This window comes from Pelomonas baiyunensis, from assembly GCF_043555935.1.
GTDB lineage: Bacteria > Pseudomonadota > Gammaproteobacteria > Burkholderiales > Burkholderiaceae_C > Pelomonas > Pelomonas baiyunensis.
In genome coordinates, this window is the sequence record NZ_JBIGIB010000003.1 from 334,217 (window position 1) to 361,127 (window position 26,911).

Below are 26,911 nucleotides of genomic sequence, written 5' to 3' on the forward strand. Positions count from 1 at the left end.
CCCATGCCCAAATCCCCTCAGAAGCCCTTCGTCATCGGTGTTGCAGGGGGCAGCGGCAGCGGCAAGTCGACCGTGACGCGCCAGGTGCTGGCCGCCATCGGCTCCGACAACGTGGCCGTGGTGATGCAGGACGACTACTACCGCGACCAATCCCACATGCCGCCGGAAGACCGGCGCAAGCAGAACTACGACCACCCGGACGCCTTCGACTGGCCACTGATGGCCCAACACCTGGCCGCGCTGCGCAAGGGTGAAGCCATCGAGATGCCGGTGTACGACTTCGCGGCCGACAACCGCTCCACGCAAACCATCACCGTCAAGCCCGCGCCGGTGATCGTGGTGGAAGGCCTGTTTGCCCTGTACGACACCAAGCTGCGCAACATGATGTCGCTGAAGATCTACGTGGACACCGCGTCCGACGTGCGCTTCATCCGCCGCCTGCAGCGCGACATCTCGGAGCGCGGCCGCAGCACCGAGTCGGTGGTGAACCAGTACCTGGAAACGGTGCGCCCCATGCACAAGCAGTTCATCGAGCCCACCAAGCGCAACGCCGACGTGATCCTGCCGCACGGCGCCAACGGCCCGGCGGTGGACATCATCACCACCAAGGTGCTGAGCCTGCTGGGCGACAAAGCGCGCGGTTGATGGGCGGGAATGGGAGAGGTGAGACCTACTTCGAGGCTGCGAACCAAGGACTGAGGGGATGAACCGACTCGCGCTGTGGCCCAGACTCGTTGTCGTCAGCTTCTTACTGGCAACTGCTACGCAAATACGGGCTGACGAGCCGGTTTCGATCATTCGAGAGGTGCTCTCCCTGTTCGAACACATGGTGGACCAGCGCACGGAAGCTTCCGCTGCTGGCATCGAACAGGCTTTGATTCAGAGCGAGCAAGCCAGTTGTACGGCCGAGGATGCGGAACATCGACGTAATTGCAGGATCACGTTGAGTAATCAGCGGGAGATTCTCATCCAGATCGACGTTGCCGCCGCGAATTCCCCGCGATCGTTCCTTTCGGCCACGGTGTATGTCGCCAGTGAAAAATTGAACATCAAGGAAGTGGCTGAATTGTTTTCCGATCGATGGAAGGATTTTGCGCCTGGGCGGTGCACGCGGTGTTCATTGGTATTGTCTGAAAAAGCCAAGCGGCATGTATTGGCGAAAATTGTCCTTGGCAGCCTTGATTCCCTTGTGCACTCCGTGACGTTCACATACCTTGAGGGGATTGCTCCTTCTTACCCAAAGTATTGAGAGCGATCGAGCGTCTGTCTGCATGAAACTCGATGGCACCTGGTTTCCGGTTGAGGCGTGCAACGAATTCTGTCGGCACTGAGTTCCGGAGCAGCTCCCGGTCTTTTCGTCGCTCTCGGTCGACCGGCGCAGTTTTTTTTCCAAGGGCTTGGCGAGCAAATCCAGCAGCGGGGGAACTCGACAGCTGAACCAATATTGCGGTTCACGACGTCAATAAGGTTGGCCGGGCGGATTTGATCTGCCCGGCCGTGCCGCGCCGCAAAAGGCAATGCACCATCGCCAGTCTGCCGTCGTGTGTCATCGGCATGGGGGCTGCGCTGCCAAAGCCACAATCGCTCCATGCTTCAGTACCTCATCCTGCCGGTTACCCAGTTCCAGCAAAACTGTTCGCTTGTGTGGTGCACGGCCACGAACGAGGCGGTGTTGATCGACCCGGGTGGCGAGTTGCCGCGCTTGCTGGCGGCGGTGAAGCAGCGGGGCCTGACGCTGAAGGCGATCTGGCTCACGCATGCCCACATCGACCATGCCGGCGGCACCGGCCAGTTGGCGCGCGAGCAGGGCCTGCCCATCGTGGGGCCGCACCCGGGTGACCAGTTCTGGATCGACGGGCTGCCGCAGCAGGCGCAGATGTTCGGGTTCCCGCCGGCCGAGGGCTTCAAGCCGGACCGCTGGCTCTCCGATGGCGACACCGTGCAGGTGGGCCACGAGACACTGACCGTGCGGCACTGCCCGGGCCACACGCCGGGGCATGTGGTGTTCCATTCGGCGTCGGCCCAGCGCGTGTTCGTGGGCGATGTGCTGTTCGTGGGCAGCATCGGCCGCACCGACTTCCCCGGCGGCAACCACCAGCACCTGCTGGACGCGATTCGCACCCGGCTGTGGCCGATGGGGGACGACACGGTGTTCATTCCCGGGCATGGGCCGGAAGGCACTCTCGGGCGCGAGCGAAAGAGCAATCCCTATGTTGCAGATGCCGCCTGACTGAGGGGTTCGGCGTAATTCGTTCACAACAGCCCCCCACAACATTCACGACCACGGCCGACGCTGCTCTCCTACGCTTTAAGGATGGCTCGCAAGGTGCGGGCAGAGGAGTGCAACGATGTGGATCCCCGAGGCTGTGCAGGCGGGCCAAACGCCCGGTTCCCGTCCCCGCGAGCGCCGCGCGGCGGCATCGCTGTCCAACCAATGGCTGGGTTTGGTGCTGGAAGAGTTGGACCACGGCGTGGTGCTGCTCAACGGCGCAGGCCGCGTGTTGCACACCAACCTGGCGGCGCGTGCGTCGCTGGACGACAACCACCCACTGGAGCTCGTGGGCCAGCACCTGCGCGCCCGGCTGCTGACCGACGCCGTGCCGCTGGCCGAAGCGCTGGAAGGTGCGGAAGCGAGCGGCCGCCGCTGCCTGCTGCGCCTGGGCGATGAACGCGCCGAGTGCGGTCGCGCCAACGTGGTGGTGGTGCCGCTGAACCGTGACGTCAGCCAGGCGGCGGTGCTGCTGATTCTTGAACGCCGCCAGCTGTGCGGTGACTTGGCCGCCCAGTGGTTCGCCCTGCGCTACCAGCTCACCCCGGCCGAGACGGAGGTGCTGAAAGCGCTGTCCAACGGCGTCAAGCCCAACGAGGTGGCGCAGCGCCAGGGCGTGGCCATCTCGACCGTGCGCAGCCAGATCCAGAGCATCCGTGCCAAGAGCGGGGCCGACAGCATTGGCGAGCTGATGCGCCAACTGGCGCTGCTGCCGCCGCTGGTGTCGTCGCTGCGGCCGGCCAAGGTGGTCAATTAACATCCGGCCGCGCCGCGGGCCACATGCCCCGGCGCTGCTTGGATGGCCGACGACGCACTCGACAACGAATTTCATGCCCTGCCGCCCGCATTGCGCCTGCTGGCGGCGCGCGGCATGCCACGCAGTTACCGCAAAGGGGTGGTGCTGATCGAGGAAGGCTCGGTCGGCGACAACCTCTACCTCATCCTGGCGGGTTCCCTGCGGGCGTACAGCAGCGATGTGCGCGGCCGCGAGATCACCTACGGCGTCTACGGCCCCGGTGAGTACGTGGGCGAGATGAGCCTGGACGGCGGGCCGCGTTCGGCCAGCGTCATCACCGAGGAAGCCAGCCGGCTGGTGATGGTGACCCGGGCCAGCCTGCTCACCCACATCAGCGAGCACCCCGAGTTCGCCTTTGAGCTGCTGACCAAGGTGATCCGCCGCGCGCGGGCCGCCACCTTGTCGACCAAGCAGCTGGCACTGAACGACGTGTACGGCCGCCTGAAGAACCTGGTGGATGAATCCACGGTGGACGGCCGGCAGCTGGAGCTGACCCACCAGGGCATGGCCCAGCGCCTGGGCTGCTCGCGCGAGATGGTCAGCAAGCTGATCAAGGACCTGGAGCTGGGCGGTTACCTGCAGCGCATCGCGGCCGGCAAGTACCAGCGCCTCAAGACCCTGCCGGCGCGCTGGTAAGCGCTCAGCCGTTGCCGTTGTTGCTGTTGCCCTTGCGCAGCGGCGGGGCGATAGGGAAGCGCGTGTCCGGCCGCGGTGCACGGTCGTACAGGCCCTGCACCTTGCCCAGGTTGGCCTCGATGTCGCGGATGCGCGTGCTGTTGGACGGGTGGGTGGACAGCCACTGCGGCGGCGCGCCCTTGTTGCTGGCCATCATCTTTTCCCACAGCCGCACGGCGGCGGCCGGGTCGTAGCCGGCACGGGCCGAGAGCTCGATGCCCACCAGGTCGGCCTCGCTCTCGTCACCGCGGCTGAAGCGCAGCGACAGCAGCTGGCCGCCCAGGTTGACTACGCCGCGGCTCAGGTTGCCCAGACCCAGCAGGGCCGAGAAGATTTCAATGCCGCCGTTGGTGAGGGTCGTCTTGCCCACGCGTTCACGGGCGTGTTCGCGCAGCGCATGGGCCACCTCATGGCCCATGATGGCCGCCACCTCGTCGTCCTCGAGCTTCAGCTTTTCCAGGATGCCGTAATAGAAGGCGATCTTGCCGCCGGGCATGCAGAAGGCGTTCAGCTGGTCGCTGCCGAGCAGGTTCACTTCCCATTTCCACTGGCGGGCGCGCTCGTTCCACTCGTAGCTGAACGGAATGATGCGTTTGGCGATGTAGCGCAGCCGTTGCACCTGCGGGTGGTCCATGGGCGCCAGGCCCCGCTGCTGGGCGGCCTGGCTCATCATTTGCGCGTACTGCTGGCCGCCGGCTTGTTCCAGCTGTTCGGCGGGCACCACCTGCGTGGCCCAGCTCTTGGGGCCCACGTCCACGCCTTCCCGCGCCCAGGCCGGCGTCAGCGCTGCGGCGCCCAGCAAGCCGGTGAACAGGCGCCGGCTGCGCTGCTGGGGCGGCGCGCAGCGGCCGGCGGCGCAGTCGGCACAGTGGCCGAACCCGCGCGGGGGCGTGTGGCTGAAGTGCAGGTCGTCGTGAACCTGGAAATCTCGGGCGTGCATGCCGGCATTTTGCGGTGAGGCGGGCGGCCGCGTCGTAGGACGAGGGCGGTGACAATCACCGGCATGAACCCGCTCACCCGCGCCTCCGGCCGGTTGCCTCGGCAACACCGGGCCTCCTGACATGGATTCCCAGCACTTCCGCGCGGCGCTCGGCATGTTTGCCACGGGCGTCACCATCGTCACCGCCCGTGGGGCGGACGGCAGCCTGGTCGGGCTCACGGCCAACTCGTTCAACTCCGTGTCGCTGGACCCGCCATTGGTGCTGTGGAGCCTGGCGCGCCGGGCGGGGTCCATGCCGGTGTTCAGCCAAGGGTCGCACTACGCGATCAACATCCTCGCGGCCGACCAGATGGCCCTGGCCCAGCGCTTCGCCACTCGCGACATCGACCGCTTTGCCGGCGTGCCCTGGCGCGAAGGCGCGGGCGGCGCGCCGGTGCTGGACGGCGTGGTGGCCGTGTTCGAGTGCGCCAACCGCAGCCAGTACGAGGAGGGCGACCACGTCATCTTCGTGGGCGAGGTGGAGCGCTGCGAGGCGCGCCCGGGCGCCCAGCCGCTGATCTTCCACGGCGGCCGTTACTTCACCGAACTGCCGCTGTGATGTCGAAGGCGGGCCGCGTGGCTCGTCGTGCACGCAGGGGCCGGGGCCCCGGTTTTTGAAAAAGGCTTGGCATGTCGTCCACCCACACCGTCACCTTCCACCGCGTGTTGCGCTGCCCGCCCGAGCGGCTGTGGCGCGCCTTCACCATGCCCGAGGCGTTCGCCAAGTGGTTGCCGCCGCACGGGTTTTTTGCCACGGTGCACGCCATGGACGTGCAAGTGGGCGGCGCCTGGCGCATGGCGTTCACCAACCTCACCACCGGCGGCAGCCACAGCTTTGGTGGCCGTTACCTGACGGTGGAGCCCGGCCGCCTGCTGAGCTACACCGCCACGTTTGATGACCCCCAGCTGCCGGGCGAGATGACCACCACCGTGCGCATGGAGCCGGTGTTTTGCGGCACCGAGCTGCATATTGAGCAGCGCGGTATTCCGGCCGTCATTCCGCCCCAGGCCTGCGTGATGGGCTGGCAGGAATCGCTGCAGCTGCTGGCGCAGCTGGCCGAGCCCGAGATCGCGCAGTAAGCGCGCTTCAGCCCAACCGGCCCGTCGGCAGCCCGACGGGCTCGTGCGCCAGCCGGCGCCAGCGCCACACGCCGAGCGCGGCTGAAGCCACCAGCACCGGCAGTGCCACCACCACGGGTGACCAGCCCAGCCACTGGCCGGCGAACTCCGCCACCGCGGCGGTGGGGAAGCACACCAGCATGGGCAGCGCCCCGGTCAGCGCGCTGGGGCTGCGCATGCGGGCGGTCGGGCGCGTAGCCGCCAGCACCGCCCAAGGCACGGCAGCCAGCACGGCCCAGGCAGCCAGTTGCTGGCCGGACGCCGCGGCCAGGGGCAGCAGCAGCGCCGCCAGCCCCAGGCACACCACGGCCGCTTGCCGCAGGCCCAGCCATGCCACGGCGCGGTTCAGGTCGGCCCCCTGGGGCGTGCCGGGCAGCAGGCGCAGCAGGGCTTGCTCGCGCCGGCTCTGCCACAGCGCCTGGTGGCGGGCCAGCACCGGTTGCAACAGGGCCGACAGCAGGCCGATGACGATGCCGTAATTGCCGTGCTTGAGCAGGTCGTCCCAGGTGGCCGCCGTCAGCAGCAGCACCAGGCCCAGCGCCACACCCAGAATCACGCAGGCCGCACCCAGGCCCATCAATTGGTAGGTCCAGTGCTGGTTGCCGTGCAGCACCAGTTCCAGCCGCTCGAGCACGCTGGCGCGGCGGCGGTTGTCGGCGCGCGTCACGACCCGTTCCCGCCAGGCCCACAGCACGGCGTCGAACGGGCGGGTGATGCGCCCCAGGCCGCCCAGCGCTTCGGCCGGCGTCACGGCCTTGCCTTGCAGCTGCAGGCGCTGGGCGTCGCGCATGAGGCGCTGGCGCGCATAGGCTTTGCGGTGCCGCGCGTCGCCGGTGCCGAACGCGGCCACGATCAGGCCCGCCATCGCCAACAGGGCCAGCGCCAGCATGGCGGTGGGGTGGGCGTGCCACAGGTCCAGCAGCGCCAGCCACGGGGGCTCCAGCAGCCCGCGCAGCGTGCTCACGGCCGGGCCGATGAAGGCCCCCACCACCCACATCCACCAAGCGCGCAGCGACCAGAACGTGAACACCGCCACGGCGGCGTTGCCGAACAACAGCGCTTGCCACGAGGCCGTCAGGCGCTCGGGGGGCAGCATGGCCGAGATCAGCAGCGTGCCCAGCAGCGAGGCCACGGCCCAGCCGGTGAGTGCGGCTGCCCGCAGCGCAGGCAGGTGCCCCGGCAGGTGCCGCGCGGCGTTGGGGTGGTTCTGCTCTTGCAGGTTGAAGCCCAGCACCATCCAGAAGCCGTGCACCGCCACCAGCAGGGCGCCCATGGGCAGAACCCAGCGCGCGGGCCCTTCCATCAGCACGAAGCCGATGGCCGCCAACAGCAGCAGCAGCGCGGCAATCACCCGCCGGCCCCAGGGGTGCTGGCGGTCGCGCTGGCGCCAGGCGGCCAGCAGGGTGTGGTTGAGTTGCGCGGCGGTCATCAGGTGAGCTCCGTGAACAGGTCGTCCAGGTTCAGCCGGTCCGCCGCCAGGCCCGTGGGCAGCGTGACGCCCGCTGGCAGCCGGGCCAGCAGCCGCTCGCGGCCGGCCTCCAGCGGCGTGCGCTTGAGCGGCTGCAGGCCCAGCCGGGCCATCAGGCCAGCCAGCTCGGTGACGCTGCCGGTGAAGGCGCGCACGTCGTCCAGCAGTTCGTCCAGCGGCGCCTGCAGCGCGATGCGGCCCTGGCTCAGGAAGGCCACGTTGAAGGCCACGCGCTCCAGGTCCGACAGGATGTGGGTGGAGAACACCACGGTGGCGCCGCGGTCCATCACGTCGCCCACCAGCTCGCGCAGGAAGTCGCGCCGGCCGGTGGGGTCGAGGCTGGCCACGGGCTCGTCCAGCACCAGCAGGTCGGGCTCGTGGGCCAGCGCGCGGATGATGGAGAGGCGCTGCTTCTGCCCGCCCGAGAGCTTGCGGATGATCTGGTCGCGCGGGATGGCCCAGCGCGACATCAGCCCCTCCACCTTGGCCGTGTTCCAGCGCGGGTAGAAGCTCTGGAAATACGCCAGCAGCTGCGGCGGCGTGAAGGCCTCGAACAGGTCGCTTTCCTGCGGCACGTAGCCGATGCGGGCGCGGGTGGCGTCGTCCAGGTGCTGGGCGTCCTGGCCGAACAGCGTCACCGTGCCGGCCTCGGGCTCGCGCAGCCCCAGCAGCGTTTCCAGCAGCGTGGTTTTGCCGGCGCCGTTGCGGCCCAGCAGGCCCACCACCTGACCCGGCAGCAGCTGCCAGTCCAGCGCGTTCAGCACGGTGGGGCCCTTGGGGTAGCGCAGCGTGACCTGGCTCAGTGCGGCGCTGGGGGTGTCGGTGGGGGGGAAGTGGGCGGGCGTCATGCGTTCGTCTCGTCAAGGAGTTGCGTGAGCAGGCCGATCACTTCGGCCGCCGGGAGTTGGAGCTGGCGGGCTTCGTCAGCCGCCTTTTGCAGCGTGGGGCGCAGCAGTTCGATGCGCGAGGCCCGCGGCTGGGCCTGCTGGTGCTGGGCCGCCACCACCATGGACAAGCCCCGGCGCCGCTCCAGCACCCCTTCCATTTCCAGCAGCGAATACGCCTTGGAGATGGTCATGGGGTGCACGGCCAGGGCCTGGGCCAGTTCGCGCACGGAAGGGATTTCGTCGCCCGCCATCAGCTGGCCGGCGGCCACGCGGCGGCGCACCTGTTCGACGAGCTGCCGGTAAATGGGCTCGGGCGAGCCGGTGTTGATCTGGACGAAGTGGTGGGGGTCCATGGGGTGCTGCCAATGTGTACTAGTACGATAGTACACGTAGACAGCAAAGGTCAAGCCTCGGTCGCACAATGGTCGTTTTCACCCCCCGATGTGTGTGCCATGCGCCTGCTGCTGACCGCTTCTGCCTTGTTCCTGTCTTTGGCCGCGCCCGTTCACGCCCAGGTGCAGGTGACCGACCCCTGGGTGCGCGCCACCGTGCCGGCGCAAAAGGCCACCGGCGCGTTCATGCAAATCACCTCGGCCAAAGCCGCGCAGGTGGTGGCGGTGAGTTCGCCCGTGGCCGCCGTGGTGGAAATCCATGAAATGAAGATGGACGGCGGCGTGATGAAGATGCGCGCCGTGGACGCGCTGGCCCTGCCGGCCGGCCAGGCCGTGGCGCTGAAGCCGGGCAGCTACCACGTCATGCTGATGGGCCTGAAGGCGCCCATCCAGGCCGGCGACAAGGTGCCGCTGACCCTCACGCTGCAGGGCGAGAACCAGCAGCGCACCACGCTGGAAGTGCAGGCCGAGGCCCGCAGCGGCGGCCACGCCGGTCACTGATCCGCACAACACCCCTTCAGCTGAACGCAGGTTTGGCCGAAAATAAGGGCATCTGCGCGAAAGCCCCGCCATGCTCAACACCCTGACCGCCATTTCCGGTGCCAGCCCAGCCCCCCAGGCTGCGGCGGAGCCGTCGGCGGCCAGCCCGGCGGTGACGGGGGCCGTCACGCCCGCGCCCAAGCCGGACGCGGTGGTGAGCATCTCGGCCGCCGCGGCCGAACGGGCCCAGGCGGAAGCCGCCCGCGCGGCGAGCCAGGCTGAGACTGCGACCACGGCTGAACCCGCCCAGACGGCTGACACGGCTGCTGCACTGTCGGCAGCTTCTGCAGCCTCCGCCCCCGCGCCGACGGCCACGTCCACCGCAACGGCGGAAGCGGCCCCGGCGCCGGCCCCTGCGGTCACGCTCACGCCGCCCGCCCGCACCGCCGCCACGGCCACCAAGGCTTTTGAGCCGGCCGATGCGAACGAAGACGGCTCGGTCAGCCCCAAGGAAGGGGCCGACTACACCTTGAAGCTGGTGGCCGCCAAAGCCGAGCAGCAGCGCCAGGCGCAGCTGCAAAACGAGGCCCAGCAAGCGCAAGTCCAGGCGCAGGCCCAGCAGGCGCAGCAGCAGCAATCGACGGCGGTGAACGCCGCGGCGGCACTGCAGTCCTACGCGTCCGTCAGCACCGCGCGCTGATCCACCCGGCGGCTCCCGCCGCCCCGACGGACGGCAGCGGGTTCAGTTTGCCCGGTTCGCGGCCGCGCACACCGCGCGGGTGAACTGCGGCCATAGGGGCTCGGGCAGGTCATGTCCCCAGCCCGGAATCACTTCGAGTGTGGCGCCCGGAATGCGGCGCGCCAGGTCGTGCGCTGCCGCCACCGGGATGAGCGGGTCGGCCTCGCCGTGGATCACGAGGGTGGGCGCCGTGATGCGGGGCAGCCGCTCGGCGCGGTGACGGTCGGCCGCAATCGCCACCAGCTGCCGGGCCACGGCCTGCGGACGAAACGCCCGCTTCACGCCGTGGGCGATGCGCTCGCGCAGCTGCCGCGGCTCGGCCGGGTAGCCCGGGCTGCCGATCACGCCGTACAGGCGCACGTAGTGGTCCAGCACGTTCTCGAACTTCTGTGCGGGCGTGCTGCCCGGTTTGGGGCGCGACAGCATCGCGCGGCGCACTTGCAGGCTTTCCTTGGGCAGGCTGCGGTGACCACTGGTGGTCATCATCAGCGTGAGGCTTTTGACCCGCTGGCCGTGCGCAAAGCCCAGGTGCTGGGCAATCATGCCGCCCATGGACGCGCCGCAGATGTGCGCGCGGGCAATGCCCAGTGCATCCAGCACGCCCACGGCGTCGCGCGCCAGGTCGGCAATCTGGTAGGGCGCCTGCAGGGGCAGCCGCAGGGTGTGCAGCAGCGCCGCCAGCGGGATGTTGGGCACGCCGAGCTGGTCAAACGGCTGGGACAGGCCCACGTCCCGGTTGTCGAACCGGATGACGCGAAAGCCCTGCGCCACCAGCTGTTCCACCCAGCCGTCGGGCCAGGCGATCAACTGCATGCCCAGGCCCATGATCAGCAGCAGGGGCTCGCCGTCGTCGGGCCCCTGGATGTCCACCTCGATGCGAACGCCGTTGGCGCTGACCTGCATGCGGGTCAGAGGTCGGACTGCTTCTCGATCACGCGCGACACCAGGCCGTACTCGATGGCCTCGCCGGTGCTCATCCAGAAATCGCGCTCGATGTCGGCCGCCACGCGCTCCAGCGGCTGGCCGGTGGCGGTGGCGATGGTGGCGGCGATGCGCTCACGGGTGCGGATGATTTCACGGGCCTGGATGGCGATGTCGCTGGCCTGGCCACCGGCGCCACCGGCCGGCTGGTGGATCATGAAGCGCGTGTTGGGCAGCGCCAGGCGGCGCTCTTTCGGCGCGGCCAGGTAGATGTGCGTGCCGGCGCTGGCCACCCAGCCCGTGCCCACCGTGGTGACCGGGGCGCGCACGAAGCGGATCATGTCGTGGATGGCGTCGCCGCTTTCCACGTGGCCGCCGGGGCTGGAGATCAGCAGCGTGATCGGCGCGTCCGACTCTTGCGACAGCGCCAGCAGGCGGCGGCAGGTGGCGTGCGCCATCTTGTCGTCGATCTCGCCAAAGATCATCACGTAGCGGCCCTTGAAGAGCAGCTGCTCTTCCATCTTCTCGGGGGCTTCTTTCTTGGCGGCCTTGTCTTCGGCGGCGAGGGTGTGGTGGTGCATGATCGAGTTCCGTTGAAGCCTCTACCTTACCGTGAGAACCGTGCCCCACTCGCATCGACGTGCCATGCCCCTGCTTCAAACGTTGGCCGTGCTCGCTGCGGCGGTGGCGTCGGTCGCCGCTGGCGCTGAACCTCCAAGCCCCAGCGTGCTCGGGGCTGCTGTGCAGCGCAACGACGTGGAGGCGGTCAAGGCCTACGTGGCCGCGGGTGGTGATGTGGATGCCGCAGGCTGCCGCGCGCTGTACCAGGCCTACCGCCGCCAACAGTTCGAGTTGGCGCGTTATCTGGAGAGTCAGGGCGCGCATGTCAACCCGAACCTGCTGCAGATGCACTACCTCAGTGTGAGGCAGGACCTGATCACGCTGCGCAGTGCCTTGGAAACGCACCGCTTGCAGACCCAGCGGTATCCGTCAGCAGCCGAGTTCAAGGCCGCGGTGGCCCAGGTTCTGAGCGCCGACGCGGCGAAGGACATGACCCAGGACTTCTGGGGGCGACCCGTGGTGTATCGCTTGGATGCCGGCGTGCCGACATTGATCAGCCTCGGCGCGGACGGCGCGCCCGGTGGACGCCTGTTCGGGCGTGACATTGCGGCGGACGACACGATCGAGGCGCTGGAGGCCGCCGCCAACGAGGCGGACCCGGCCGGGCGCTGCAACCGCTGAGCCGCGCGGCGGCAGGCGGTGCGGCTCAGCCGCTGTGCTGCGGCGTCTTGTAGAACCAGCGCCGCGCGCCCTTGGGCTCGAAGTGTTGCCACTGGCCTTCCGGTTGCGCCAGCCGGTCGGCCAGCGCGTACAGCGCCATGGGGTTGAAGCCCAGGCCGATGTGGCTGGCGTGCACCTCGATGTTCTCCGCCAGCGGAGAGGGCTCGTTGATGCTGCAGCGCCAGGCCACCACGCCGTCGGTCTTGGAGTAGATGGACGTGGTGGGCACGGGTGGGGGCTGGCGGATGGCTTCGATCAGCTCCGGGTCGTTGGACGCATGGCCGCTGACCATCTCGAAAAACCGCCACGCGTTGGTGGCGCGCGGGTGGCCGGTGAACGGCGTGCCCAGCGTCACCACGCAGCGCACGAGGTCCGGGCATTCCTTGGCCAGCTCGCGGGCGTAGATGCCGCCCAGGCTCCAGCCCAGCAGGCTGACCTTGCGGTGGTGGCGGCGGTAAAGGGCTTCCAGGTCGTGCTGGATGCGCTCCAGCACGCCGGCGCGCGGGCCGAAGTTGAAGCCCTGGCCCCAGGGCTGCGTGGCGTAGCCCAGCGAGTCGAGCAGGCTGCGCAGCGGCGCGGTGGTCAGGTCGTTCGCGCCCAGGCCGGGGAACACCAGCACCGGGTGGCCATCGCCCTGCGGCAGCTTGCGCAACCACGGCGTGGCGGCCAGCAGCGCGGCGTATTCCCACGGCGCGCGGCCTTCCAGCATCAGCAGCCAGGCGTTGGGGGCGCGCAGGTCCGACCAGTCAGGCGCGGTCAGGGCGGGGGCGTTTTGCCAGCGCGAGTAGCGGGACGACAGGCGCGGCGAGCGGGAGGCGGACATGCGGGTGAAACGGCAAACAACACAGCGGGCAACCCGGCAGGCCGAGGGGCCGGCCCGCCGAGACCCGAATTGTTAGGCAGCGGCCGTGCGCTTGCGGGCCGTGCTTGCCCGGGGCTGGGGTGTCGCCTTGGCGACGGGCTTGCGGGCCCGCGAGGGCTGGGCCGTTGCAGGGGCCTTCGAGGCTTGGGCGGGCGCGCGGGTCGGCTTGGAGGCCTTGGCCGCCGGCGGGGCCACGCGCTGCTTCCGGGCGGCAGGGGCACGGGCAGGGTCAGGGGTCTTAGGTGCTTCGGCCACCGGCAAGGCCTGGAATTCCAGGAAGGCGGCTTCCACGTAGGCGGCCAGTTCGGCCGTTTCGGGCAGGGCTTCGCCGCAGGCCATCAGGCCGATGTCCAGCGACTGGTTGTAGGTCTGCACCGTCACGTTCAGCGCCAGGCCGTGCACGGCAATCGACGTGGGGTAGTTCGTCAGCATCTGCGCGCCGGCCAGGTACAGCGGCACCTGCGGCCCCGGCACGTTGGAGATGACGACGTTGGCGATCACCGGCAGCTTCTCGGCCACCTTGGCGCGGCCGTAGAGCATGGCGCCGGCCTGCATCAGCCACGGGATGCCCAGGCTGGGGAAATCGGTGGGCATCAGGCTCTTGAGCTGGCTCATCTGCGCCTTCATGGCGGCGCTGGAGGCCATCACGTGGCTGAGCCGCTCGGCCGGCTGGGCGAGGTGCGTGCCCAGGCTCATGAAGGTCATGGTGGCCTGGTTGTTGGAGGTGGTGTCGCCCGCCGCGCGGGTGGACACCGGCACGGCGGCGATCAGGCTCTTGCGTGGCAGCGGGCCGTGCTTGGCAAAGTAGCGCCGCAGCGCACCGCCAATGACGAAGAGCACCGCGTCGTTCAGGCTCGCGCCATGGCGCTTGCGCGTGCGGTTGAGCTCGGCCAGCGGCAGCGTGACACCGGCAAACGAGCGCGTGGCCGACAGGCTCACGTTGAAGCGCGTGCGCGGCGCCGGGCCCAGGCTGGACACCGCCGTCTTGCCGCGCACCACCGCCGTGGTTTGCGAGGCCACGTCCGACAACAGCGTGCGCAACTTGTTGACCGAGGCCCCGGCAGCCGCGCCGCCCACGTAGCCCACCGCCATGCCGCCCAGGATGCCGGCCGCGTTGGGCAGCGAGCGCGCCAACTTGACAGTCTGCTTCCATTGCTGCGAGACGGCGGCGCGCAGCAGGCCCACGGTGCCCAACTGGCCGCGCTTCTTGCCGCGCGCGGCCAGGGTGTCGATGGCGCGCGGCTCGGGGCTCAGGTCCAGGATCACCTGGGCCAGCGCCACCGCGGCCTGGCCGTCCACGGCGGCGTGGTGCAGCTGGGTGTACAGCGCCACGCGCGGCTCACCTTCAGGGCCGGGCTCCAGGCCGGTGAACACGTGGAACTTCCACAGCGGCCGGGTGCGGTCCAGCAGCACCGGGTGCAGCGAGCCCACCTCGGCCTCCAGCGCCGCCATGCCGCTGCCTTCGGGCAGCGGGATCTCGACGATGTGCAGTTCCAGGTCGGGGTCGGCGTCCACCCAGCCCGGGTTGGACAAGCCCAGCGGCATCGCCAGCAGCTTGCGCCGCAACGCGGGCAGCAGCGGCAGCCGGGCGCGCATGTGTTCCCGCAGGTCCTCGACGAAATCGCCGTCGTAGCCCACCGGCAACTGCAGCAGGTGCAGGGCGCCGACATGCATCGGCATCTGCGGCGTTTCCAGATACAGGAAGCTGGCGTCCAGGCCGGCAAGCTGTTTCATGCGCTGTCTCCGAAGTTCTCGGACCAGCATACCCGCCGAACTACAGGAGGCCTTCAGGGCCGACCCCTCCAGCTACTGCCGTGGAACCGGCTTTGCCGGGCCACTGGCAGTGCCCCCTTGAGGGGGCGGCCGTCAGGCCGTAGGGGGGTGGGCTCACTCCTCCGGCACAAAGATCCACAGCAAGATGTACAGCAGCACGCCGCTGCCGAAGGCCAGGAACAGCACGGTGAAGATCAGCCGGCAGACCCAGGAATCCAGCCCCGTGGCGCGGGCCACGCCGCCGCACACGCCGCCCAGCCAGCGGTCCATGCGCGAGCGGCGCAGGCCGTTGAGGGTGTTCATGTTGGGGCCGCCCGTGCCGCTGGCGGGGGCCGCGCTGCCGCTCAACACGCGGGCCTTGGCCTTGGCGAATTCCTCGTCGTTCAGCACGCCGCGGGCGTGCAGGTCGGCCAGCTTGTTCAGTTCGTCGGCGTCATTCATCTCGAGCTCCTGTCGTTGTTGATGGGGTGAAGCCTACCGGCGCTGCGCGGCCTGCCCAGCGGTGTGCGACAGGCGGTGGATTTGGCGGGATGCGCCCGGGCGAATGCGCGGACAGGCTGCACGCGAGCGCGCCGCTCACGGGCGGTGCGGAGCGTGCTCGGGGTCGATGTCCACGAACTGCCAGAAGTCTTGCCAGAACAGCGGGCGGCGAAAGCCGGTCATCCAGCGCTGCTGGATGTCGGTCAGCGTGCGGTGCACGTGCAGCTTGAAGGGCATGTAGGCAATCGCCAGGCGCTTGGCCTCCTGGAACAGCGCCTCGCGCTCGGGGCCGTCGGGCAGCGACTGCATGCGCTCGTACAGCGCGTCGAAGCGCGGCTCCTTGAAGCGGGGCAGGTTTTGCGTGCCGCTGGCCGGGCCGTAGTAGCGCTGCAGGATGCCCTGGCCGTCGGGTTGCGCCGCGGTCGAGCCCACGGGCCACATCTGGTAGTTGCCGGCCTGCGCGGCCTTGAGGTTTTCGGGCCACTGCTGGATCTTGAGCTTGAGCCGGATGCCGATGGCCGCCAGCGCCTTGTCCCACAGTTCGTCGATGGCCCGGCTCAGCGAGTTGGGCTCGGTGTTGCGGGTCAGCACCAGCGGGCTGCCGTCGGGCAACTCGCGCCAGCCGTCGCCGTCGCGGTCCACGTAGCCGTAGAGGTCGAGCAGGGCTTTGGCGCGCGCCGGGTCGTAGTCGCTCATCTCGCTCTTGAACGCGGCGTCGTAGCCCGAGGTGTTGGGCTTGAGCGGGCTTTGCGCCGGCACGGCCTGGCCGCGGCGGGCGAGGCGAATTTCCTTGCGCACGTCGTAGGCCAGCGAGATGGCCCGGCGCAGCGCCACCTTCTCCGGGCTCAGGCCGCCCACCACCGGGTCTTCCATGTTGAAGCAGGTCATGGTCAGGTCCGGCGCGAGCGTCACGACCGCCTGCATGCCCCGCTTGGCGAGGTTGGGGGCCAGGTGCCCGCCCGGCGTGGCCTGGGTGATGAACTCCTCGGGCACGCGCTCGATGAAGTCGTGCTCGTTGTTCAGGAAGGCCAACCAGCGCGGCTGGTTTTCCACGATCACGTCCACCACCACGCGGTCCACCATGGGCAGGCGGCGGCCTTTCATGCGGGCGTAGATGGCCTGGGCCTCGGCGTCGTCCGGCGCGGGGTGGGCTTCGTAGTGCCGCTCGCGGTAGTCGGGGTTGCGTTCGAACACCATCTGCGAGCTGCGGCGCCAGGTCTTGAGCATGAAGGGGCCGGTGCCCACCGGGTGCTCCATGATCTTGTCGCCGTAGAACGCCACCACCTCGCGGGCCAGGGCGCCGCGCAGGTCGTTGCCGGCGAGGATGGATTCCACCAGCCGCGGCCGGGGCTCGCGGGTGCGCAGTTGCAGCGTGTAGCGGTCCAGCGCCTTCACGCCGTCGATCTCGGTGTCGTAGGGGAAGGGCTTCTTGGTCTTGATGGCCTGGGTGCGCAGCTCGGTCAGGCCCACCAGGCCCGCGTCTTCGTAGCTGCTCCAGTCTTGCGCGTTGTTGGCCGGGTCGGCGTAGCGCTTGATGCTGTAGACGAAGTCGGCCGCGGTCACCTCGCGGCGCTGGCCTTTGAAGGCCGGGTCGGCAGCGAAGTAGATGCCGGGGCGCAGCGTGATGCGAAAGGTCTTGAAATCGGCGCTGATCTCGGGCTCACCCGCGGCGATCAGCGGCACCACGCGGGCGGGGCGGGCCAGCGGGTCGTAGGTGTAAAGCGCTTCGAAGATGTGGGCGGTGATGCCGCGGGAGTAGATGTCGGACAGGCGCACCGGGTCGAACCCGGTCTCGGCCACGCGGAAGGCATACCGCAGCGTCTTGGGCGGCGTCTGACCCGGCTCGGCCGCCCGGGCCGGGGCCCACAGAGTGACGCAGACGGCGAGGGCGGCGAGCAGGGGTTTCATCAGTGGGCTTGCGGTTGGGCGGCGGGGTCGACGTCGACGTACTTCCAGAAGTCGCGCACGAAGATGTTGCGGCTGTAGCCCTTCACCCAGGGCTGGGCCATGTCCGTCCAGATGCGGTGCACGTGGAACTTGTACGGCGCGTAGGCCACCAGCAGGCGCTGGCCTTCGGTCATCAACGCCTGGCGCTCGGGGCCGTCGGGCAGGGCTTTTTGTTTGTCGTAGATGGCATCGAACGCGGCCAGCTCGAAGCGCGGCTTGTTGGCGTGGCCCTTGGCCTTGCCCGAGCCCATGGCCAGGAAAGTGTCGCCGTCCGGCGTGGTGCCCACCCAGCCGACGCCCCACATCTGCAGCTTGCCGGCGTTGGCGGCCTTGAGCTGCTCGGGAAACTTGCCGATCTTGAAGGTCATCTTGATGCCGATGGCCGCCATGTTCTTCTGCCACTGCTCGGCCAGCTGGCGGCGTTCGCCGTCGGCCAGCGTGGAGTACTCGATGGACAGCGGCTTGCCGTCGGGCAGCTCGCGCCAGCCGTCGCCGTCCACGTCCTTGTAGCCGTACATGTCCAGCAGCGCGCGGGCCTTGGCGGGGCTGTACTCGGTCATCTCGCTCTTGAAGGCCGGGTCGTGGCCGAACACGATGGTGGGGATGGGCCCCTGGCTCTTGATGGCCTGGCCGCGGCGCACCAGGCGGATCTCCTTGTCCAGGTCCACCGCGAGGTTGATCGCGCGGCGCAGCGCGATCTTCTCGGGCGTGTAGCCGCCCACCACCGGGTCTTCCATGTTGAAGTAGCTCACCGAGATGTCGGCGCGCGGGTAGCGCGTCATGGTGATGCCCTGCTTGGCGAGGTTGGGCGCGAGGTGGTTGCCGGGCATGGCCACACCGGCGAAGTCGATGGGCACTTCTTCGATGACATCGGCCTCGCCGCGCAGGAAGGACAGCCAGCGCGGCTGGGCCTCTTCGATGATGTCGATGACCACGCGGTCGGCCAGCGGCAGCTTGCGGCCTTGCAGCGCGGCCACCTGGGCCTTGAGCTGCTCGCTGGCGTCGGGTGGCGCCACCTCGGCGTAGCGCACGTCGCGGTAGCCGGGGTTCTTCTCCAGCACGATGCGCGAGCTGCGCCGCCACTCGGCCAGCCGGTAGGCGTTGGTGCCCACCGGGTGCTCCATGATCTTGTCGCCGTAGAACTCCACCACCTCGCGTGCCACCGCGCCCAGGAAGGCCGCGTCGCTGAACTGGTAGATGAAGCGCGGGTCGGGCACGCCCAGCTTGATTTGGAAGGTGTAGCGGTCCAGCGCCTTCAGGCCTTCCACCTCGCGGTCGTAGTCGAAGGGCTTCTTGGCCTTCATCAACTCGCGGCGCAGCTCCGAGAGGCCCAGGATCTTGGCGTTCTCCAGGATGTAGAGGTTGCCGCTTTTGAACTTCGGGTCGTAGTGGCGCTTGATGCTGTAGACGTAGTCGGCCGCGGTGAGTTCGCGCTTGGCGCCTTTGAAGGCGGCGTCGTCGGCGAAGTAGATGCCGGGCTTGACCCGCATCGTGATCGTCTTGAAGTCGTCGCTGACCTCGGGCATCGCGGTCAGCGTGGACGGACGCAGCTTGAACGGGCGGGCGCCGAAGTCGTACTCCAGCGGCGCATCGAAGATGCCCGCGGCGATGGCCTTGGAGTAGCTGTCGGTGATCTGCGCGGGGTCGAAGCCGGTCTCGGCCACCTTGAAGGCGTAGCGCAAGACCTTCTGAGGTGTGGGGCCTTGAGCCTGGCTTTCGGGCTGGGCGCAAGCCAGCAACAGGGCACACAGCAGGGCAGGGAACTTCATCGGTCAGGGCTTTGGCGGAGAAGTCGCGCAGTCTAGTGAAACCGGCATGCCGGCGGGGCTGGGGCTCGCATAGACTGCGCGCGGTTTCTTGGGTGACAACCCCGCGCCTGCCGCGGGGTTTGTGGTTTTTGGCGCCCCGCTGGAGTACTGAATGGCGGCCTATCTCATCCGACGCCTATGGCAAATGATCCCGACGCTGCTCGGGGTGGTGCTGCTGGTGTTCTTCCTTTTCAAATACTTCGGCAGCGACCCCGCGCTGGTGCTGGGTGGCTTGAACGCCAGCCCGGAGCAGATCGAGTCCATCCGCGAGCAGCTGGGCTTGAACAAGCCGGTGTGGGAGCAACTGTTCCTGTTCATCCAGCAAATCGTGACGTTCGACTGGGGCAAGAGCTGGGTGACCAACGAGTCGGTGGCCAACCTGTTCGCCACGCGGCTGCCGGCCACGCTGACCGTGACGGTGCCCATCCTGGTGCTGGAGGTGCTGCTGGCCATTCCGTTCGCGCTGGCCGTGGCCACGGTGCGCGGCAGCCTGACCGACCGTTCGGTGATGGTGGTGTCCACCGTGGCGGTGTCCATCTCGCTGCTGGTGTACGTGATCCTGGCGCAGTACGTGTTCGCGTTCCGGCTGGGCTGGTTCCCGGTGCAGGGCTGGACGGGCAGCACCTGGACCAACCTCACCACCTACGCCCCGCTGCCGGTGCTGGTGGCCGTGGCGGTGTCGCTGGCGCCGCAGATCCGCCTGTACCGCAGCTTCTTTCTGGACGAGATCGGGCACGACTACGTGCGCACCGCCCGCGCCAAGGGCATGACCGAGCGCACCGTGCTGCTCAAGCACGTGCTGCGCAACGCCATGATCCCCATCCTCACCAACGTGTCGGTGCTGCTGCCGGGCGTGCTGGTGGGCTCGTTCCTGTTGGAGGTGTTCTTCTCCATCCCGGGCCTGGGGCGTGAGCTGCTGCTGGCGGTGAACCGCAGCGACTACCCGGTCATCCAGGCCTTCGCCATCTACCTGGCGGCCATGACCATGACGGTCAACCTCCTGGTGGACCTGCTCTACAAGTGGGTCGACCCCCGCGTGGTTCTGAAATGAGTCCCATGTCCAACTCCTCCGGCGGCGTCTGGGCCGCATCCTGGCGGCGCTTGAAGACCGACCGCGTCGGCATGACCTGCATGGTCATCGTCGGCCTGTTCCTGGCCCTGGTGCTGGCGGCCGCCGGCAACCTGGTGGCCGCGGGTTGGCAGCGCGAGGTGGGCGTGCCCAACGCGCCGCCCACGCTGCTGGGCCCGCAGCCGGCCGAAGACACCGGCACCGTCACCGCGCCCAAGGGGCCGAACGTGGACCTGAGCGACATCGACCCGCTGGCGCCGCGCTACGCCGAATGGGCCGAACGCGCCAAGGCCTTCAAGACGGACGACATCGTGCGCGCCGAGACGCTGCCGCTGGGCGGCGACCGGCTGGGCCGCGATGTGCTGGCCAAGGTGGTCAAGGGGGCGGAGGTGTCCATCGTGGTGGGCCTGGCCGCAGCCCTCGTGGCCACGCTGATCGGCACCGTGCTGGGGGCCTTGTCGGGCTTCTTCGGCGGCAAGGTGGGTGACCTGCTGGAGTGGGTCTACAACGTGTTCACCGCCATTCCCAGCATCCTGCTGATCTTTGCGTTTGCGGCCATCTTTCCGCGCGGCATCGGGGCGGTGGTGTGCATCCTGGCCTTCACCGGCTGGACGGGCATTTACCGGCTGGTGCGGGCGGAGTTCATGAAGCACCGGGTGCGCGAGTACGTGCGCTCGGCCGAGGCCATCGGCGCGAGCCAGTTCTCGCGCATGTTCAAGCACATCCTGCCCAACGTGTCGCACGTGGCGCTGGTGCAGCTGTCGCTGCATGTGGTGAGCTTCATCAAGAGCGAGGTCATCCTGAGCTACCTGGGCCTGGGCGTGGGCGTCGATCAGGTCAGCTGGGGCACCATGCTGGCCGAGGCGCAGAACGAAATGATCCTGGGCTACTGGTGGCAGCTGGCCGCCGTGACCGCCTTCATGGCCGTGTTCGTGACGGCCTTCGCGTTGTTCACCGACGCGCTGCGCGATGCGCTGGACCCGAAGCTGCGGGGCCTGGAGTGACCATGCTGTTGTCGATTCAAGATCTCAAGGTCGCCTTCCGCATGGGCAAGCAAGGCGGCGTCATGCAGCGCCAGCTGGCCGTCAAGGGCGTGAGCTTCGACGTGCCCGAGAACAGCACGGTGGCGCTGGTGGGCGAGTCGGGCTCGGGCAAGAGCGTGACGGCCATGTCCGTGCTCAACCTGCTGCCCAGCAACGCCGAGCGCGAGGGCCGCATCCTGTTCCAGGGCCGCGACCTGCTGCAGACGGGCCTGAGCGAGTTGCAGTCGCTGCGCGGCAAAGACATCGCCTGCGTCTTCCAAGACCCGATGAGCTCGCTCAACCCTGTGCTCGACGTGGCCACGCAAATCTGCGAGCCGCTGATGAAGCACATGGGCATGACGCGCCGCCAGGCCCTGGTGCGCGCCGAAGAACTCCTGCACGAGGTGGGCATTCCCGAGCCCAAGCGGCGGCTCAAGGCCTACCCGCATGAGATGTCCGGCGGCCAGCAGCAGCGCGTGATGATCGCGGTGGCCCTGGCCTGCAGCCCGAAGCTGCTGATCGCCGACGAGCCCACCACGGCGCTGGACGTCACCATCCAGCGCCAGGTGATGGAGCTGATGGCCAAGCTCAAGCAAACCCACAAGATGAGCCTGCTGTTCATCTCACACGACCTGGGCGTGGTGGGCGAAATTTCGGACCACGTGGTGGTGATGCGCCACGGCCAGGTGCGCGAAACCGCGCCCGTGGCGCAAATCTTCAACGCGCCGCAAGACGCCTACACCAAGGCCTTGCTGGCCTGCCGCCCGTCGCTGGCCGAGAACCCGGCGCGGCTGATGGTGATCGACGATCACATCGCCGGCCGTGCTGCCGCCACCGAAGGCAGAGCCAAGGACGCGCAGGCGCCGGTGGTGCTGGAGGTGGCCGGCCTGCAAAAGAGCTTCTGGCTCAAGGAAGGCCTTTTCGGCAAGCGCGAGTTCAAGGCCGTCAAGGGTGTGAGCTTCAAGCTGAAGCGCGGCCACACGCTGGGCGTGGTGGGCGAATCGGGCTCGGGCAAAACCACCATGGGCCTCACGCTGCTGCGCCTGCACGAGCCCACCGGCGGCCAGGTGCTGTTCGAGGGGCGCGACCTGCTGAAGATGAGCGGGGCCGACTGGCAGCAGATGCGCCGGCGCATCCAGGTGGTGTTCCAGAACCCGTATGCGTCGCTGAACCCGCGCTTCACCATCGGCCAGACGCTGCGCGAGCCGATGGAAATCCACGGCATCGGCCGCGACACCGCCGAGCGTGAGGCCACGGCCATCGCCCTGCTGAAGCGCGTGGGCCTGGACGAAAGCGCCATGGCCAAGTACCCGCACGAGTTCTCGGGCGGCCAGCGCCAGCGCATTGCAATTGCGCGCTGCCTCACCTTGCAGCCCGAGGTGCTGGTGCTGGACGAAGCCGTGTCGGCGCTGGATGTGTCGGTGCAGGCCCAGGTGCTCAACCTGCTGAAAGACCTGCAGGACGAGTTCGGCCTGAGCTACATCTTCATCAGCCACGACCTCGCGGTGGTGCGCTTCATCTCCGACGAGGTGCTGGTGATGCAGAACGGCGATGTGGTGGAGCAGGCCCCCACCGAGGCCCTGATTGCTGCACCGCAGCAGGCCTACACCCAGCGTTTGTTGGGCGCGGTGCCGCGCGGTTACACCGCCAGTACGGCCCAGCCGGCCTGAGGGGGCGGGGCGGCGCCGTGCAAATTCGGCGGGCCGGCGCATCCCGATGAGCTTCCCGGTGCGAAATCGGAGTGAAATGCACGGGTTGCCACCTGTTCGAGGCGCCCGTCCCACGTCGATGCCCGCCCCCCTGGCTTTTCGCACCCTGCTCTGCACGCTCGGAACCGCGCTGTTCCTGCTGACCGGCTGTTCGCCCGGGGGCTCGGACGCGGGCGGCTCCGCCGCCTCGGCGGCGTCCGCGGTGCTGGACGAAGCCCTGGCGCAAGACCTGGTGCGGATCGAACGCGCGGCCGCTGCCAAGCCGGCGCAGCTCGAGCTGGAGTTGCGCGCGCGCGGCGAGAACCTGCCCGCAGGCAGCCCCGCCTTGCTGGAGGTGCTGGCCCTGCGCGGGCACCTGGCGGGCCTGGCACGTGACCGCAACGGGGTCGATCAGATCAACCAGCAACTGCAGGACTGGCCGGCCGGCCCCGGGCGGGCGTCCGCCGTGGTGGCGGCGGCCAGCGTGGGCGCCGATTTCCAGCGCGGGCAGGGCGACTTGCGCGAAGCCCGCAAGCTCTTGCTGGCGGTCGATCCGCAGGTGCTGGCCGCCAGCGGGCCGGTGTTCCAGTGGCGCCACCACCACCAGCTGGTGTCCATCCTGGGCGACTCCGGCGAACTCGACGCCGCGCTCACGCACGGCCACGCGGCTTTGCGCCTGGCCGAGCAACTGGCCCAGCCGTGGCGGGTGGCCCTCAGCCTGTGCGACCTGGCCTTCACGTCCGATCGGGCCGACACCCCGGCGCGTGCGCGCCAGCTCATCACGCAGGCTTTGGCCGAGGCGCAGCGCGACCCGGACCCGATGACCCTGAACCGCGTGCACACCATGCGCGGCATCATTTACGCCAACGACGCCGACCAGAGCATCACGCTGCAGTCCACCTTCGACGCGCTGGACTTCGCCACCCGCGCCGGGGCCGACTCGGTGCGCGCGCTGGGCCTGGCCAACTTTGCCGACTACCACCTGCGCCAAGGCCACCCGGCCCGGGCGCTGGAGCTGGCCGAACAGGCGCTGCCGCTGGCCCGGGCCACGCGCAACAGCAGCGCCGAGAGCCTGGCGCGCAGCAACATCGGCCTGGCCCGCATCGCCATGGGGCAGGTGGCCAAGGGCCGGGCCGACGTGCTGGCCGGCATCACGCTGGACGAGCAGCAGGGCGCGCTGGCCTATGCCTCGGCCGGTTGGGAAGAACTGGCCCAGTACCTGGAGCGTGCGGGCGACCTGAGCGGCGCGGTGTCGGCTTACCGGGAGCATCGCCGCGTCAGCGAGCGGGTGCTGCGCGACGAAACCCGCAAACTGCTGCTGGAAGCCCAGGAGCGCCAGGCCGCCGAGCAGCGGGCCCGCGAGATCGAACTGCTGAACCGCGACAACGCGCTCAAGGCCGAGCAGGTGCACCAGCGCAACCTCGCGCTCATGCTGTGGGTGGCGCTGGGCGGCTGCGTGCTGGTGTCGCTGGTGCTGCTGTGGCAGGCCTTCCGTCGCGTGCGCCGCACGAATGAGGCTCTGGCCCACAGCAACGCGTCGCTGAAGCGGCAAAGCGAAACCGACCCGCTCACCGGCCTGGCCAACCGGCGGCATTTCCAGGCGGTCATCAAGTCCATGCAGCAGGGCGACGGGCTGGCCGCGAGCCTGTTCCTGATTGACATCGACCACTTCAAGCGCATCAACGACAGCCAGGGCCATGCCGCCGGTGACGCGGTGCTCATCGACATTGCCGGCCGCCTGCGCCAGGCTGTGCGCGACGGCGACCTGGTGGTGCGCTGGGGCGGCGAGGAGTTCCTGGTGGTGGCCAACAGCCGCGACGGGCAGTTCGCCACGCAGCTGGCGCAGCGCCTGCTGGACCTCATCGGCACCCAGCCCGTGGTGCACGAGGGCCGCGCGATTGCGGTCACCGCCTCCATCGGCTTCGTCACCTTGCCCGTGCCACCCAATGCCTTGCGGCTGACCTGGGAGCGCGCCATCGACCTGGTGGACACCGTCATGTACCTGGCCAAGGCGCACGGCCGCAACAAGGCCTATGGCGTGGAGCGCATCGACGCGCCGGACGCGCTGGCGGCGGCGGAACTCACGGCGCAACTGGAAACCGCGTGGAGCGAAGGCCGCGTGGGCCTGCAGCTGCTGACCGGCCCGACGGGAGACCGCACATGACGGCCCGCCGGTGTTGGGCGATGGCCTGGGCCTGGGCAGGCGCCTTCGCGCTGGCCGTGGCGGCGCCGGCCGCGCGTGCCGACCTGGCCGCCGAAGAGCTGCAACTGGCCCAGATCAGCCGCCGGGCTTTTGATGCCCCCGAGGCCATGCTGGCCGAGTTGTCCCAACGCTGGCCTGCCGACTTTGCCGGCCAGACCCAGCGCGAATCCGCCTGGCTGATGGCGCGGGGGCGCGTGCTGCTGCAGGCCGGGCAAATCGAGGCGGTGGAGGCGGTGGCCGCCCAACTCATGGCCCGCGACGACGGCGTGGACCGCAGCTGGCTGCTGCGGGCGCTGGTGCAGGAGCGTGCGGGCAAGTCCGCCGGGGGCCTGGCCAGCCGTGCCTTCACCGGGCTGGACCGCCAATGCCCCACAGGCGACGAGGCCCGTGCCGTGGCCGCACGGCAGTGCGATTTCCGCAGTGCCTGGGAGGCCCTGCGCCTGCTGCAGCGTGACCAATACGCTCAAGGCGCTTTCGTCGATGCCGAGGCGAGTGCCCGACGCGCATTGGCCCTGGCCACGGCGGGCGACGACCGCCACCTGGTGGCGCTGAGCCACGGCATGCTGGCCGTGTCGCTGCAGGCCCTGGACCGCATGGACGCCGCCCGCGCCGAGCTGCAGCTGGGCTCGCAGGCCGCAGCGGGCGACCTGGTGGCGGCCGCACGGGTGCGCAACTTTGAGGGCGCCATCGAGCGGCGCGCCCGCGCGATGGCCGCATCCCGCGCTGCGGGCGAGGCCGCGCTGGCGCTGGCCGAGCAGGCCGATGCCCCGCACCTGGCGGCGCAGCTGCGCTCCAACCTCGTCAACGTCTACCTGCACCTGGGCCAGCTGGCCGAGGCCTTGGCGGTCGGCCGCAAGGCCTTGCCCGTGTTGCAGCGCTTTGGCGATCGGGTCTACGAGCGCAGCCTGCACCACAACCTGGCCGTCACCCACATCAAGCTGCGCCAGTTCGACGCGGCGCGCCAGGCGCTGGCCAAGGCGAGCGAGATGGGGGGCGACCCGGCCGACCTGGTGCACCGCGCCCGCGAGCTGCGTGAACTGGCCGACACCTGGGCCGATGCGGGCCAGTACCGCGAAGCCCTGGCCGCCCTGCACGACGAGCGTGAACTGAACGCACGGGCCAACGAGCGCAACCGCGCGGCAGCGCTGGAGGAACTGGGCCGCAAGTACGACAGCGCGGCCAAGCAGCGCGACCTGGAGCTGCTGGCCCGCGACGGTCAGCTTAAGGACCAGCAGCTGGCCAACCGCCAGTTGGCCCAGCAAGTGGCTGTGGCGGTGGGGGTGCTGCTGTTGCTGTCCGTGGTGCTCATCGTCGTCACGCTGCTGCGCATGCGCCGTGCGCAGGCCCGGCTCACGGCCAACCAGAGCCTGCTGCGGGCGCAAAGCGAGCGCGACCCGCTGACCGACCTCTCCAACCGCCGCCACTTCCTGGCGGTGATGGACCAGCGGGCCCGCGAAGCCGCCGGCGGGGTCTTCCGCGGCGCGTTGATGATGATCGACATCGATCACTTCAAGAACATCAACGACTGGCATGGCCATGCCGCGGGTGACGCGGTGATCGTGGAAGTGGCGCGGCGCATCCGCGCGGCGGTGCGCGACAGCGACCTCGTGGTGCGCTGGGGCGGCGAGGAGTTCCTGGTGTATTCGCCCAGCCTGGCGGCAGACGATCTGGCCCTGATGGCCGACCGGGTGCTGCGCAGCATCGGCAGTCAGCCGGTGGCCACCGCCGAGGGGCCGTTGCGGGTCACGGCCTCCATCGGCTTTGCCAGCTTCCCGCTGGGCAGCGAGGGTGGGCCGCAGCTGGACCTGCACTGGGAGCAGGCCGTGAACTGGGCCGACATGGTGCTCTACAAGGCCAAGGCCGAGGGCCGCAACCGGGGGGTGGGCATCAGCGCGGTGGACGCCCCGAACGCCGACCGTCTGGCCGTCATCCTGCAAGACTTCGACGCCGCCTGCCTGGCCGGCCAGGTGTCCCTGCGACAGTTGGCCGGGCCCGCATGAGCGCCGGTCTGCCGCGACGCACCTGGTTGGCGTGGCTGGGGGGCGTTGCAGCC

26 protein-coding genes are annotated in these 26,911 nt (G+C 69.2%); 15 read left to right on the forward strand and 11 right to left on the reverse strand.

What is annotated here, in order from left to right; translation table 11 throughout:
- Positions 1 to 3 precede the first annotated feature (3 nt).
- The 5 genes from udk (at position 4) to ACG01O_RS11980 (ending at position 3,701) form a co-directional block, all read left to right on the forward strand.
- The gene (gene udk / locus ACG01O_RS11960; protein WP_394384808.1) at positions 4 to 645 is read left to right on the forward strand and encodes a uridine kinase; all 642 of its coding nucleotides are present in this window, start codon (positions 4 to 6) and stop codon (positions 643 to 645) included.
- Positions 646 to 703: 58 nt separating this feature from the next.
- A complete protein-coding gene (locus ACG01O_RS11965; protein WP_394384810.1) occupies positions 704 to 1,249 on the forward strand; it encodes a hypothetical protein in 546 nt (181 codons plus the stop codon).
- Positions 1,250 to 1,588: 339 nt separating this feature from the next.
- A complete protein-coding gene (locus ACG01O_RS11970) occupies positions 1,589 to 2,230 on the forward strand; it encodes an MBL fold metallo-hydrolase (protein ID WP_394384812.1) in 642 nt (213 codons plus the stop codon).
- Between the two features lie 118 nt (positions 2,231 to 2,348).
- Positions 2,349 to 3,026, forward strand: coding sequence for a helix-turn-helix transcriptional regulator (locus ACG01O_RS11975; RefSeq protein ID WP_394384814.1), 678 nt, complete (start codon positions 2,349 to 2,351; stop codon positions 3,024 to 3,026).
- Between the two features lie 42 nt (positions 3,027 to 3,068).
- The gene (locus tag ACG01O_RS11980; protein ID WP_394384816.1) at positions 3,069 to 3,701 is read left to right on the forward strand and encodes a Crp/Fnr family transcriptional regulator; all 633 of its coding nucleotides are present in this window, start codon (positions 3,069 to 3,071) and stop codon (positions 3,699 to 3,701) included.
- Between the two features lie 4 nt (positions 3,702 to 3,705).
- Here ACG01O_RS11980 and ACG01O_RS11985 read toward each other — a convergent pair whose 3' ends face one another.
- On the reverse strand, positions 3,706 to 4,680 hold the full coding sequence (locus ACG01O_RS11985) for a M48 family metallopeptidase (protein ID WP_394384818.1): 975 nt from the start codon (positions 4,678 to 4,680) through the stop codon (positions 3,706 to 3,708).
- 121 nt (positions 4,681 to 4,801) lie between these two features.
- Here ACG01O_RS11985 and ACG01O_RS11990 point away from each other — a divergent pair, with 121 nt between their 5' ends.
- Positions 4,802 to 5,278: a flavin reductase family protein gene (locus tag ACG01O_RS11990; protein WP_394384820.1), complete on the forward strand. Its 477-nt coding sequence runs from the start codon at positions 4,802 to 4,804 to the stop codon at positions 5,276 to 5,278.
- 71 nt (positions 5,279 to 5,349) lie between these two features.
- Entirely contained in the window at positions 5,350 to 5,799 is a 450-nt protein-coding gene (locus ACG01O_RS11995; protein WP_394384822.1) for an SRPBCC family protein, read from the forward strand.
- Between the two features lie 7 nt (positions 5,800 to 5,806).
- On the opposite strand, the gene ACG01O_RS12000 is transcribed toward ACG01O_RS11995, so the two are convergent.
- Genes ACG01O_RS12000 through ACG01O_RS12010 form a run of 3 tightly spaced genes read right to left on the reverse strand, consistent with a single transcriptional unit; the run spans position 5,807 to position 8,546 of the window.
- Positions 5,807 to 7,267, reverse strand: coding sequence for a hypothetical protein (locus tag ACG01O_RS12000; protein ID WP_394384825.1), 1,461 nt, complete (start codon positions 7,265 to 7,267; stop codon positions 5,807 to 5,809).
- Positions 7,267 to 8,154, reverse strand: coding sequence for an ABC transporter ATP-binding protein (locus ACG01O_RS12005; protein WP_394384827.1), 888 nt, complete (start codon positions 8,152 to 8,154; stop codon positions 7,267 to 7,269). Before ACG01O_RS12005 ends, ACG01O_RS12000 begins: the two co-directional genes overlap by 1 nt.
- Positions 8,151 to 8,546: a GntR family transcriptional regulator gene (locus tag ACG01O_RS12010; RefSeq protein WP_394384829.1), complete on the reverse strand. Its 396-nt coding sequence runs from the start codon at positions 8,544 to 8,546 to the stop codon at positions 8,151 to 8,153. Before ACG01O_RS12010 ends, ACG01O_RS12005 begins: the two co-directional genes overlap by 4 nt.
- A 99-nt stretch (positions 8,547 to 8,645) precedes the next feature.
- On the opposite strand from ACG01O_RS12010, the gene ACG01O_RS12015 reads away from it, so the two are divergent.
- Complete coding sequence (locus ACG01O_RS12015) at positions 8,646 to 9,086, forward strand: copper chaperone PCu(A)C (RefSeq protein WP_394384831.1); 441 nt, start codon at positions 8,646 to 8,648, stop codon at positions 9,084 to 9,086.
- A 70-nt stretch (positions 9,087 to 9,156) separates the two neighbouring features.
- Positions 9,157 to 9,765, forward strand: a complete 609-nt coding sequence (locus tag ACG01O_RS12020) for a hypothetical protein (RefSeq protein ID WP_394384833.1) — start codon at positions 9,157 to 9,159, stop codon at positions 9,763 to 9,765.
- 42 nt (positions 9,766 to 9,807) lie between these two features.
- Here ACG01O_RS12020 and ACG01O_RS12025 read toward each other — a convergent pair whose 3' ends face one another.
- Both ACG01O_RS12025 and ACG01O_RS12030 read right to left on the reverse strand, forming a co-directional pair.
- On the reverse strand, positions 9,808 to 10,707 hold the full coding sequence (locus ACG01O_RS12025; RefSeq protein WP_394384835.1) for an alpha/beta fold hydrolase: 900 nt from the start codon (positions 10,705 to 10,707) through the stop codon (positions 9,808 to 9,810).
- Between the two features lie 5 nt (positions 10,708 to 10,712).
- Entirely contained in the window at positions 10,713 to 11,306 is a 594-nt protein-coding gene (locus ACG01O_RS12030) for an ATP-dependent Clp protease proteolytic subunit (RefSeq protein ID WP_394384837.1), read from the reverse strand.
- 64 nt (positions 11,307 to 11,370) lie between these two features.
- Between ACG01O_RS12030 and ACG01O_RS12035 the strand changes: the two genes are divergently transcribed.
- Complete coding sequence (locus ACG01O_RS12035; protein ID WP_394384839.1) at positions 11,371 to 11,967, forward strand: type II secretion system protein GspG; 597 nt, start codon at positions 11,371 to 11,373, stop codon at positions 11,965 to 11,967.
- A gap of 25 nt (positions 11,968 to 11,992) precedes the next feature.
- Here the strand turns inward: ACG01O_RS12035 and ACG01O_RS12040 are convergent, their stop codons facing one another.
- The 5 genes from ACG01O_RS12040 to ACG01O_RS12060 all read right to left on the reverse strand — a co-directional run bounded on the left by ACG01O_RS12040 (position 11,993) and on the right by ACG01O_RS12060 (position 18,837).
- Positions 11,993 to 12,829 carry an esterase/lipase family protein gene (locus tag ACG01O_RS12040; RefSeq protein WP_394384841.1) on the reverse strand — a complete coding sequence of 279 codons (837 nt, stop codon included), beginning with the start codon at positions 12,827 to 12,829 and terminating at the stop codon, positions 11,993 to 11,995.
- Positions 12,830 to 12,901: 72 nt separating this feature from the next.
- Positions 12,902 to 14,602 carry a wax ester/triacylglycerol synthase family O-acyltransferase gene (locus ACG01O_RS12045; protein WP_394384843.1) on the reverse strand — a complete coding sequence of 567 codons (1,701 nt, stop codon included), beginning with the start codon at positions 14,600 to 14,602 and terminating at the stop codon, positions 12,902 to 12,904.
- Positions 14,603 to 14,755: 153 nt separating this feature from the next.
- Positions 14,756 to 15,082 carry a PspC domain-containing protein gene (locus tag ACG01O_RS12050; protein WP_394384845.1) on the reverse strand — a complete coding sequence of 109 codons (327 nt, stop codon included), beginning with the start codon at positions 15,080 to 15,082 and terminating at the stop codon, positions 14,756 to 14,758.
- A 135-nt stretch (positions 15,083 to 15,217) separates the two neighbouring features.
- Positions 15,218 to 17,029 (reverse strand): ABC transporter substrate-binding protein, encoded by a 1,812-nt coding sequence (locus ACG01O_RS12055; protein ID WP_394384846.1) that lies wholly within the window; start codon positions 17,027 to 17,029, stop codon positions 15,218 to 15,220.
- Positions 17,029 to 18,837, reverse strand: a complete 1,809-nt coding sequence (locus ACG01O_RS12060) for an ABC transporter substrate-binding protein (protein WP_394384848.1) — start codon at positions 18,835 to 18,837, stop codon at positions 17,029 to 17,031. Before ACG01O_RS12060 ends, ACG01O_RS12055 begins: the two co-directional genes overlap by 1 nt.
- A gap of 151 nt (positions 18,838 to 18,988) precedes the next feature.
- Here ACG01O_RS12060 and ACG01O_RS12065 point away from each other — a divergent pair, with 151 nt between their 5' ends.
- From ACG01O_RS12065 to ACG01O_RS12085, 5 genes are all read left to right on the forward strand, one after another.
- Positions 18,989 to 19,927, forward strand: a complete 939-nt coding sequence (locus ACG01O_RS12065; protein ID WP_394384850.1) for an ABC transporter permease — start codon at positions 18,989 to 18,991, stop codon at positions 19,925 to 19,927.
- A complete protein-coding gene (locus ACG01O_RS12070; protein WP_394384852.1) occupies positions 19,924 to 20,949 on the forward strand; it encodes an ABC transporter permease in 1,026 nt (341 codons plus the stop codon). The genes ACG01O_RS12065 and ACG01O_RS12070 overlap by 4 nt, the downstream gene beginning before the upstream one ends.
- A 2-nt stretch (positions 20,950 to 20,951) precedes the next feature.
- Positions 20,952 to 22,637, forward strand: coding sequence for an ABC transporter ATP-binding protein (locus ACG01O_RS12075; RefSeq protein WP_394384854.1), 1,686 nt, complete (start codon positions 20,952 to 20,954; stop codon positions 22,635 to 22,637).
- A gap of 118 nt (positions 22,638 to 22,755) precedes the next feature.
- A complete protein-coding gene (locus tag ACG01O_RS12080; RefSeq protein WP_394384856.1) occupies positions 22,756 to 24,819 on the forward strand; it encodes a GGDEF domain-containing protein in 2,064 nt (687 codons plus the stop codon).
- On the forward strand, positions 24,816 to 26,858 hold the full coding sequence (locus ACG01O_RS12085) for a GGDEF domain-containing protein (RefSeq protein ID WP_394384858.1): 2,043 nt from the start codon (positions 24,816 to 24,818) through the stop codon (positions 26,856 to 26,858). The genes ACG01O_RS12080 and ACG01O_RS12085 overlap by 4 nt, the downstream gene beginning before the upstream one ends.
- The last annotated feature ends 53 nt before the right edge of the window (positions 26,859 to 26,911 follow it).

Excerpts from the sequence above, each read along its gene's own strand:
- udk (WP_394384808.1), top strand. The coding sequence starts at position 4 with ATGCCCAAATCCCCTCAGAAGCCCTTCGTCATCGGTGTTGCAGGGGGC.
- ACG01O_RS11965 (WP_394384810.1), top strand. The coding sequence starts at position 704 with ATGAACCGACTCGCGCTGTGGCCCAGACTCGTTGTCGTCAGCTTCTTA.
- ACG01O_RS11970 (WP_394384812.1), top strand. The coding sequence starts at position 1,589 with ATGCTTCAGTACCTCATCCTGCCGGTTACCCAGTTCCAGCAAAACTGT.
- ACG01O_RS11975 (WP_394384814.1), top strand. The coding sequence starts at position 2,349 with ATGTGGATCCCCGAGGCTGTGCAGGCGGGCCAAACGCCCGGTTCCCGT.
- ACG01O_RS11980 (WP_394384816.1), top strand. The coding sequence starts at position 3,069 with ATGGCCGACGACGCACTCGACAACGAATTTCATGCCCTGCCGCCCGCA.
- ACG01O_RS11985 (WP_394384818.1), bottom strand. The coding sequence starts at position 4,680 with ATGCACGCCCGAGATTTCCAGGTTCACGACGACCTGCACTTCAGCCAC.
- ACG01O_RS11990 (WP_394384820.1), top strand. The coding sequence starts at position 4,802 with ATGGATTCCCAGCACTTCCGCGCGGCGCTCGGCATGTTTGCCACGGGC.
- ACG01O_RS11995 (WP_394384822.1), top strand. The coding sequence starts at position 5,350 with ATGTCGTCCACCCACACCGTCACCTTCCACCGCGTGTTGCGCTGCCCG.
- ACG01O_RS12000 (WP_394384825.1), bottom strand. The coding sequence starts at position 7,267 with ATGACCGCCGCGCAACTCAACCACACCCTGCTGGCCGCCTGGCGCCAG.
- ACG01O_RS12005 (WP_394384827.1), bottom strand. The coding sequence starts at position 8,154 with ATGACGCCCGCCCACTTCCCCCCCACCGACACCCCCAGCGCCGCACTG.
- ACG01O_RS12010 (WP_394384829.1), bottom strand. The coding sequence starts at position 8,546 with ATGGACCCCCACCACTTCGTCCAGATCAACACCGGCTCGCCCGAGCCC.
- ACG01O_RS12015 (WP_394384831.1), top strand. The coding sequence starts at position 8,646 with ATGCGCCTGCTGCTGACCGCTTCTGCCTTGTTCCTGTCTTTGGCCGCG.
- ACG01O_RS12020 (WP_394384833.1), top strand. The coding sequence starts at position 9,157 with ATGCTCAACACCCTGACCGCCATTTCCGGTGCCAGCCCAGCCCCCCAG.
- ACG01O_RS12025 (WP_394384835.1), bottom strand. The coding sequence starts at position 10,707 with ATGCAGGTCAGCGCCAACGGCGTTCGCATCGAGGTGGACATCCAGGGG.
- ACG01O_RS12030 (WP_394384837.1), bottom strand. The coding sequence starts at position 11,306 with ATGCACCACCACACCCTCGCCGCCGAAGACAAGGCCGCCAAGAAAGAA.
- ACG01O_RS12035 (WP_394384839.1), top strand. The coding sequence starts at position 11,371 with ATGCCCCTGCTTCAAACGTTGGCCGTGCTCGCTGCGGCGGTGGCGTCG.
- ACG01O_RS12040 (WP_394384841.1), bottom strand. The coding sequence starts at position 12,829 with ATGTCCGCCTCCCGCTCGCCGCGCCTGTCGTCCCGCTACTCGCGCTGG.
- ACG01O_RS12045 (WP_394384843.1), bottom strand. The coding sequence starts at position 14,602 with ATGAAACAGCTTGCCGGCCTGGACGCCAGCTTCCTGTATCTGGAAACG.
- ACG01O_RS12050 (WP_394384845.1), bottom strand. The coding sequence starts at position 15,082 with ATGAATGACGCCGACGAACTGAACAAGCTGGCCGACCTGCACGCCCGC.
- ACG01O_RS12055 (WP_394384846.1), bottom strand. The coding sequence starts at position 17,029 with ATGAAACCCCTGCTCGCCGCCCTCGCCGTCTGCGTCACTCTGTGGGCC.
- ACG01O_RS12060 (WP_394384848.1), bottom strand. The coding sequence starts at position 18,837 with ATGAAGTTCCCTGCCCTGCTGTGTGCCCTGTTGCTGGCTTGCGCCCAG.
- ACG01O_RS12065 (WP_394384850.1), top strand. The coding sequence starts at position 18,989 with ATGGCGGCCTATCTCATCCGACGCCTATGGCAAATGATCCCGACGCTG.
- ACG01O_RS12070 (WP_394384852.1), top strand. The coding sequence starts at position 19,924 with ATGAGTCCCATGTCCAACTCCTCCGGCGGCGTCTGGGCCGCATCCTGG.
- ACG01O_RS12075 (WP_394384854.1), top strand. The coding sequence starts at position 20,952 with ATGCTGTTGTCGATTCAAGATCTCAAGGTCGCCTTCCGCATGGGCAAG.
- ACG01O_RS12080 (WP_394384856.1), top strand. The coding sequence starts at position 22,756 with ATGCCCGCCCCCCTGGCTTTTCGCACCCTGCTCTGCACGCTCGGAACC.
- ACG01O_RS12085 (WP_394384858.1), top strand. The coding sequence starts at position 24,816 with ATGACGGCCCGCCGGTGTTGGGCGATGGCCTGGGCCTGGGCAGGCGCC.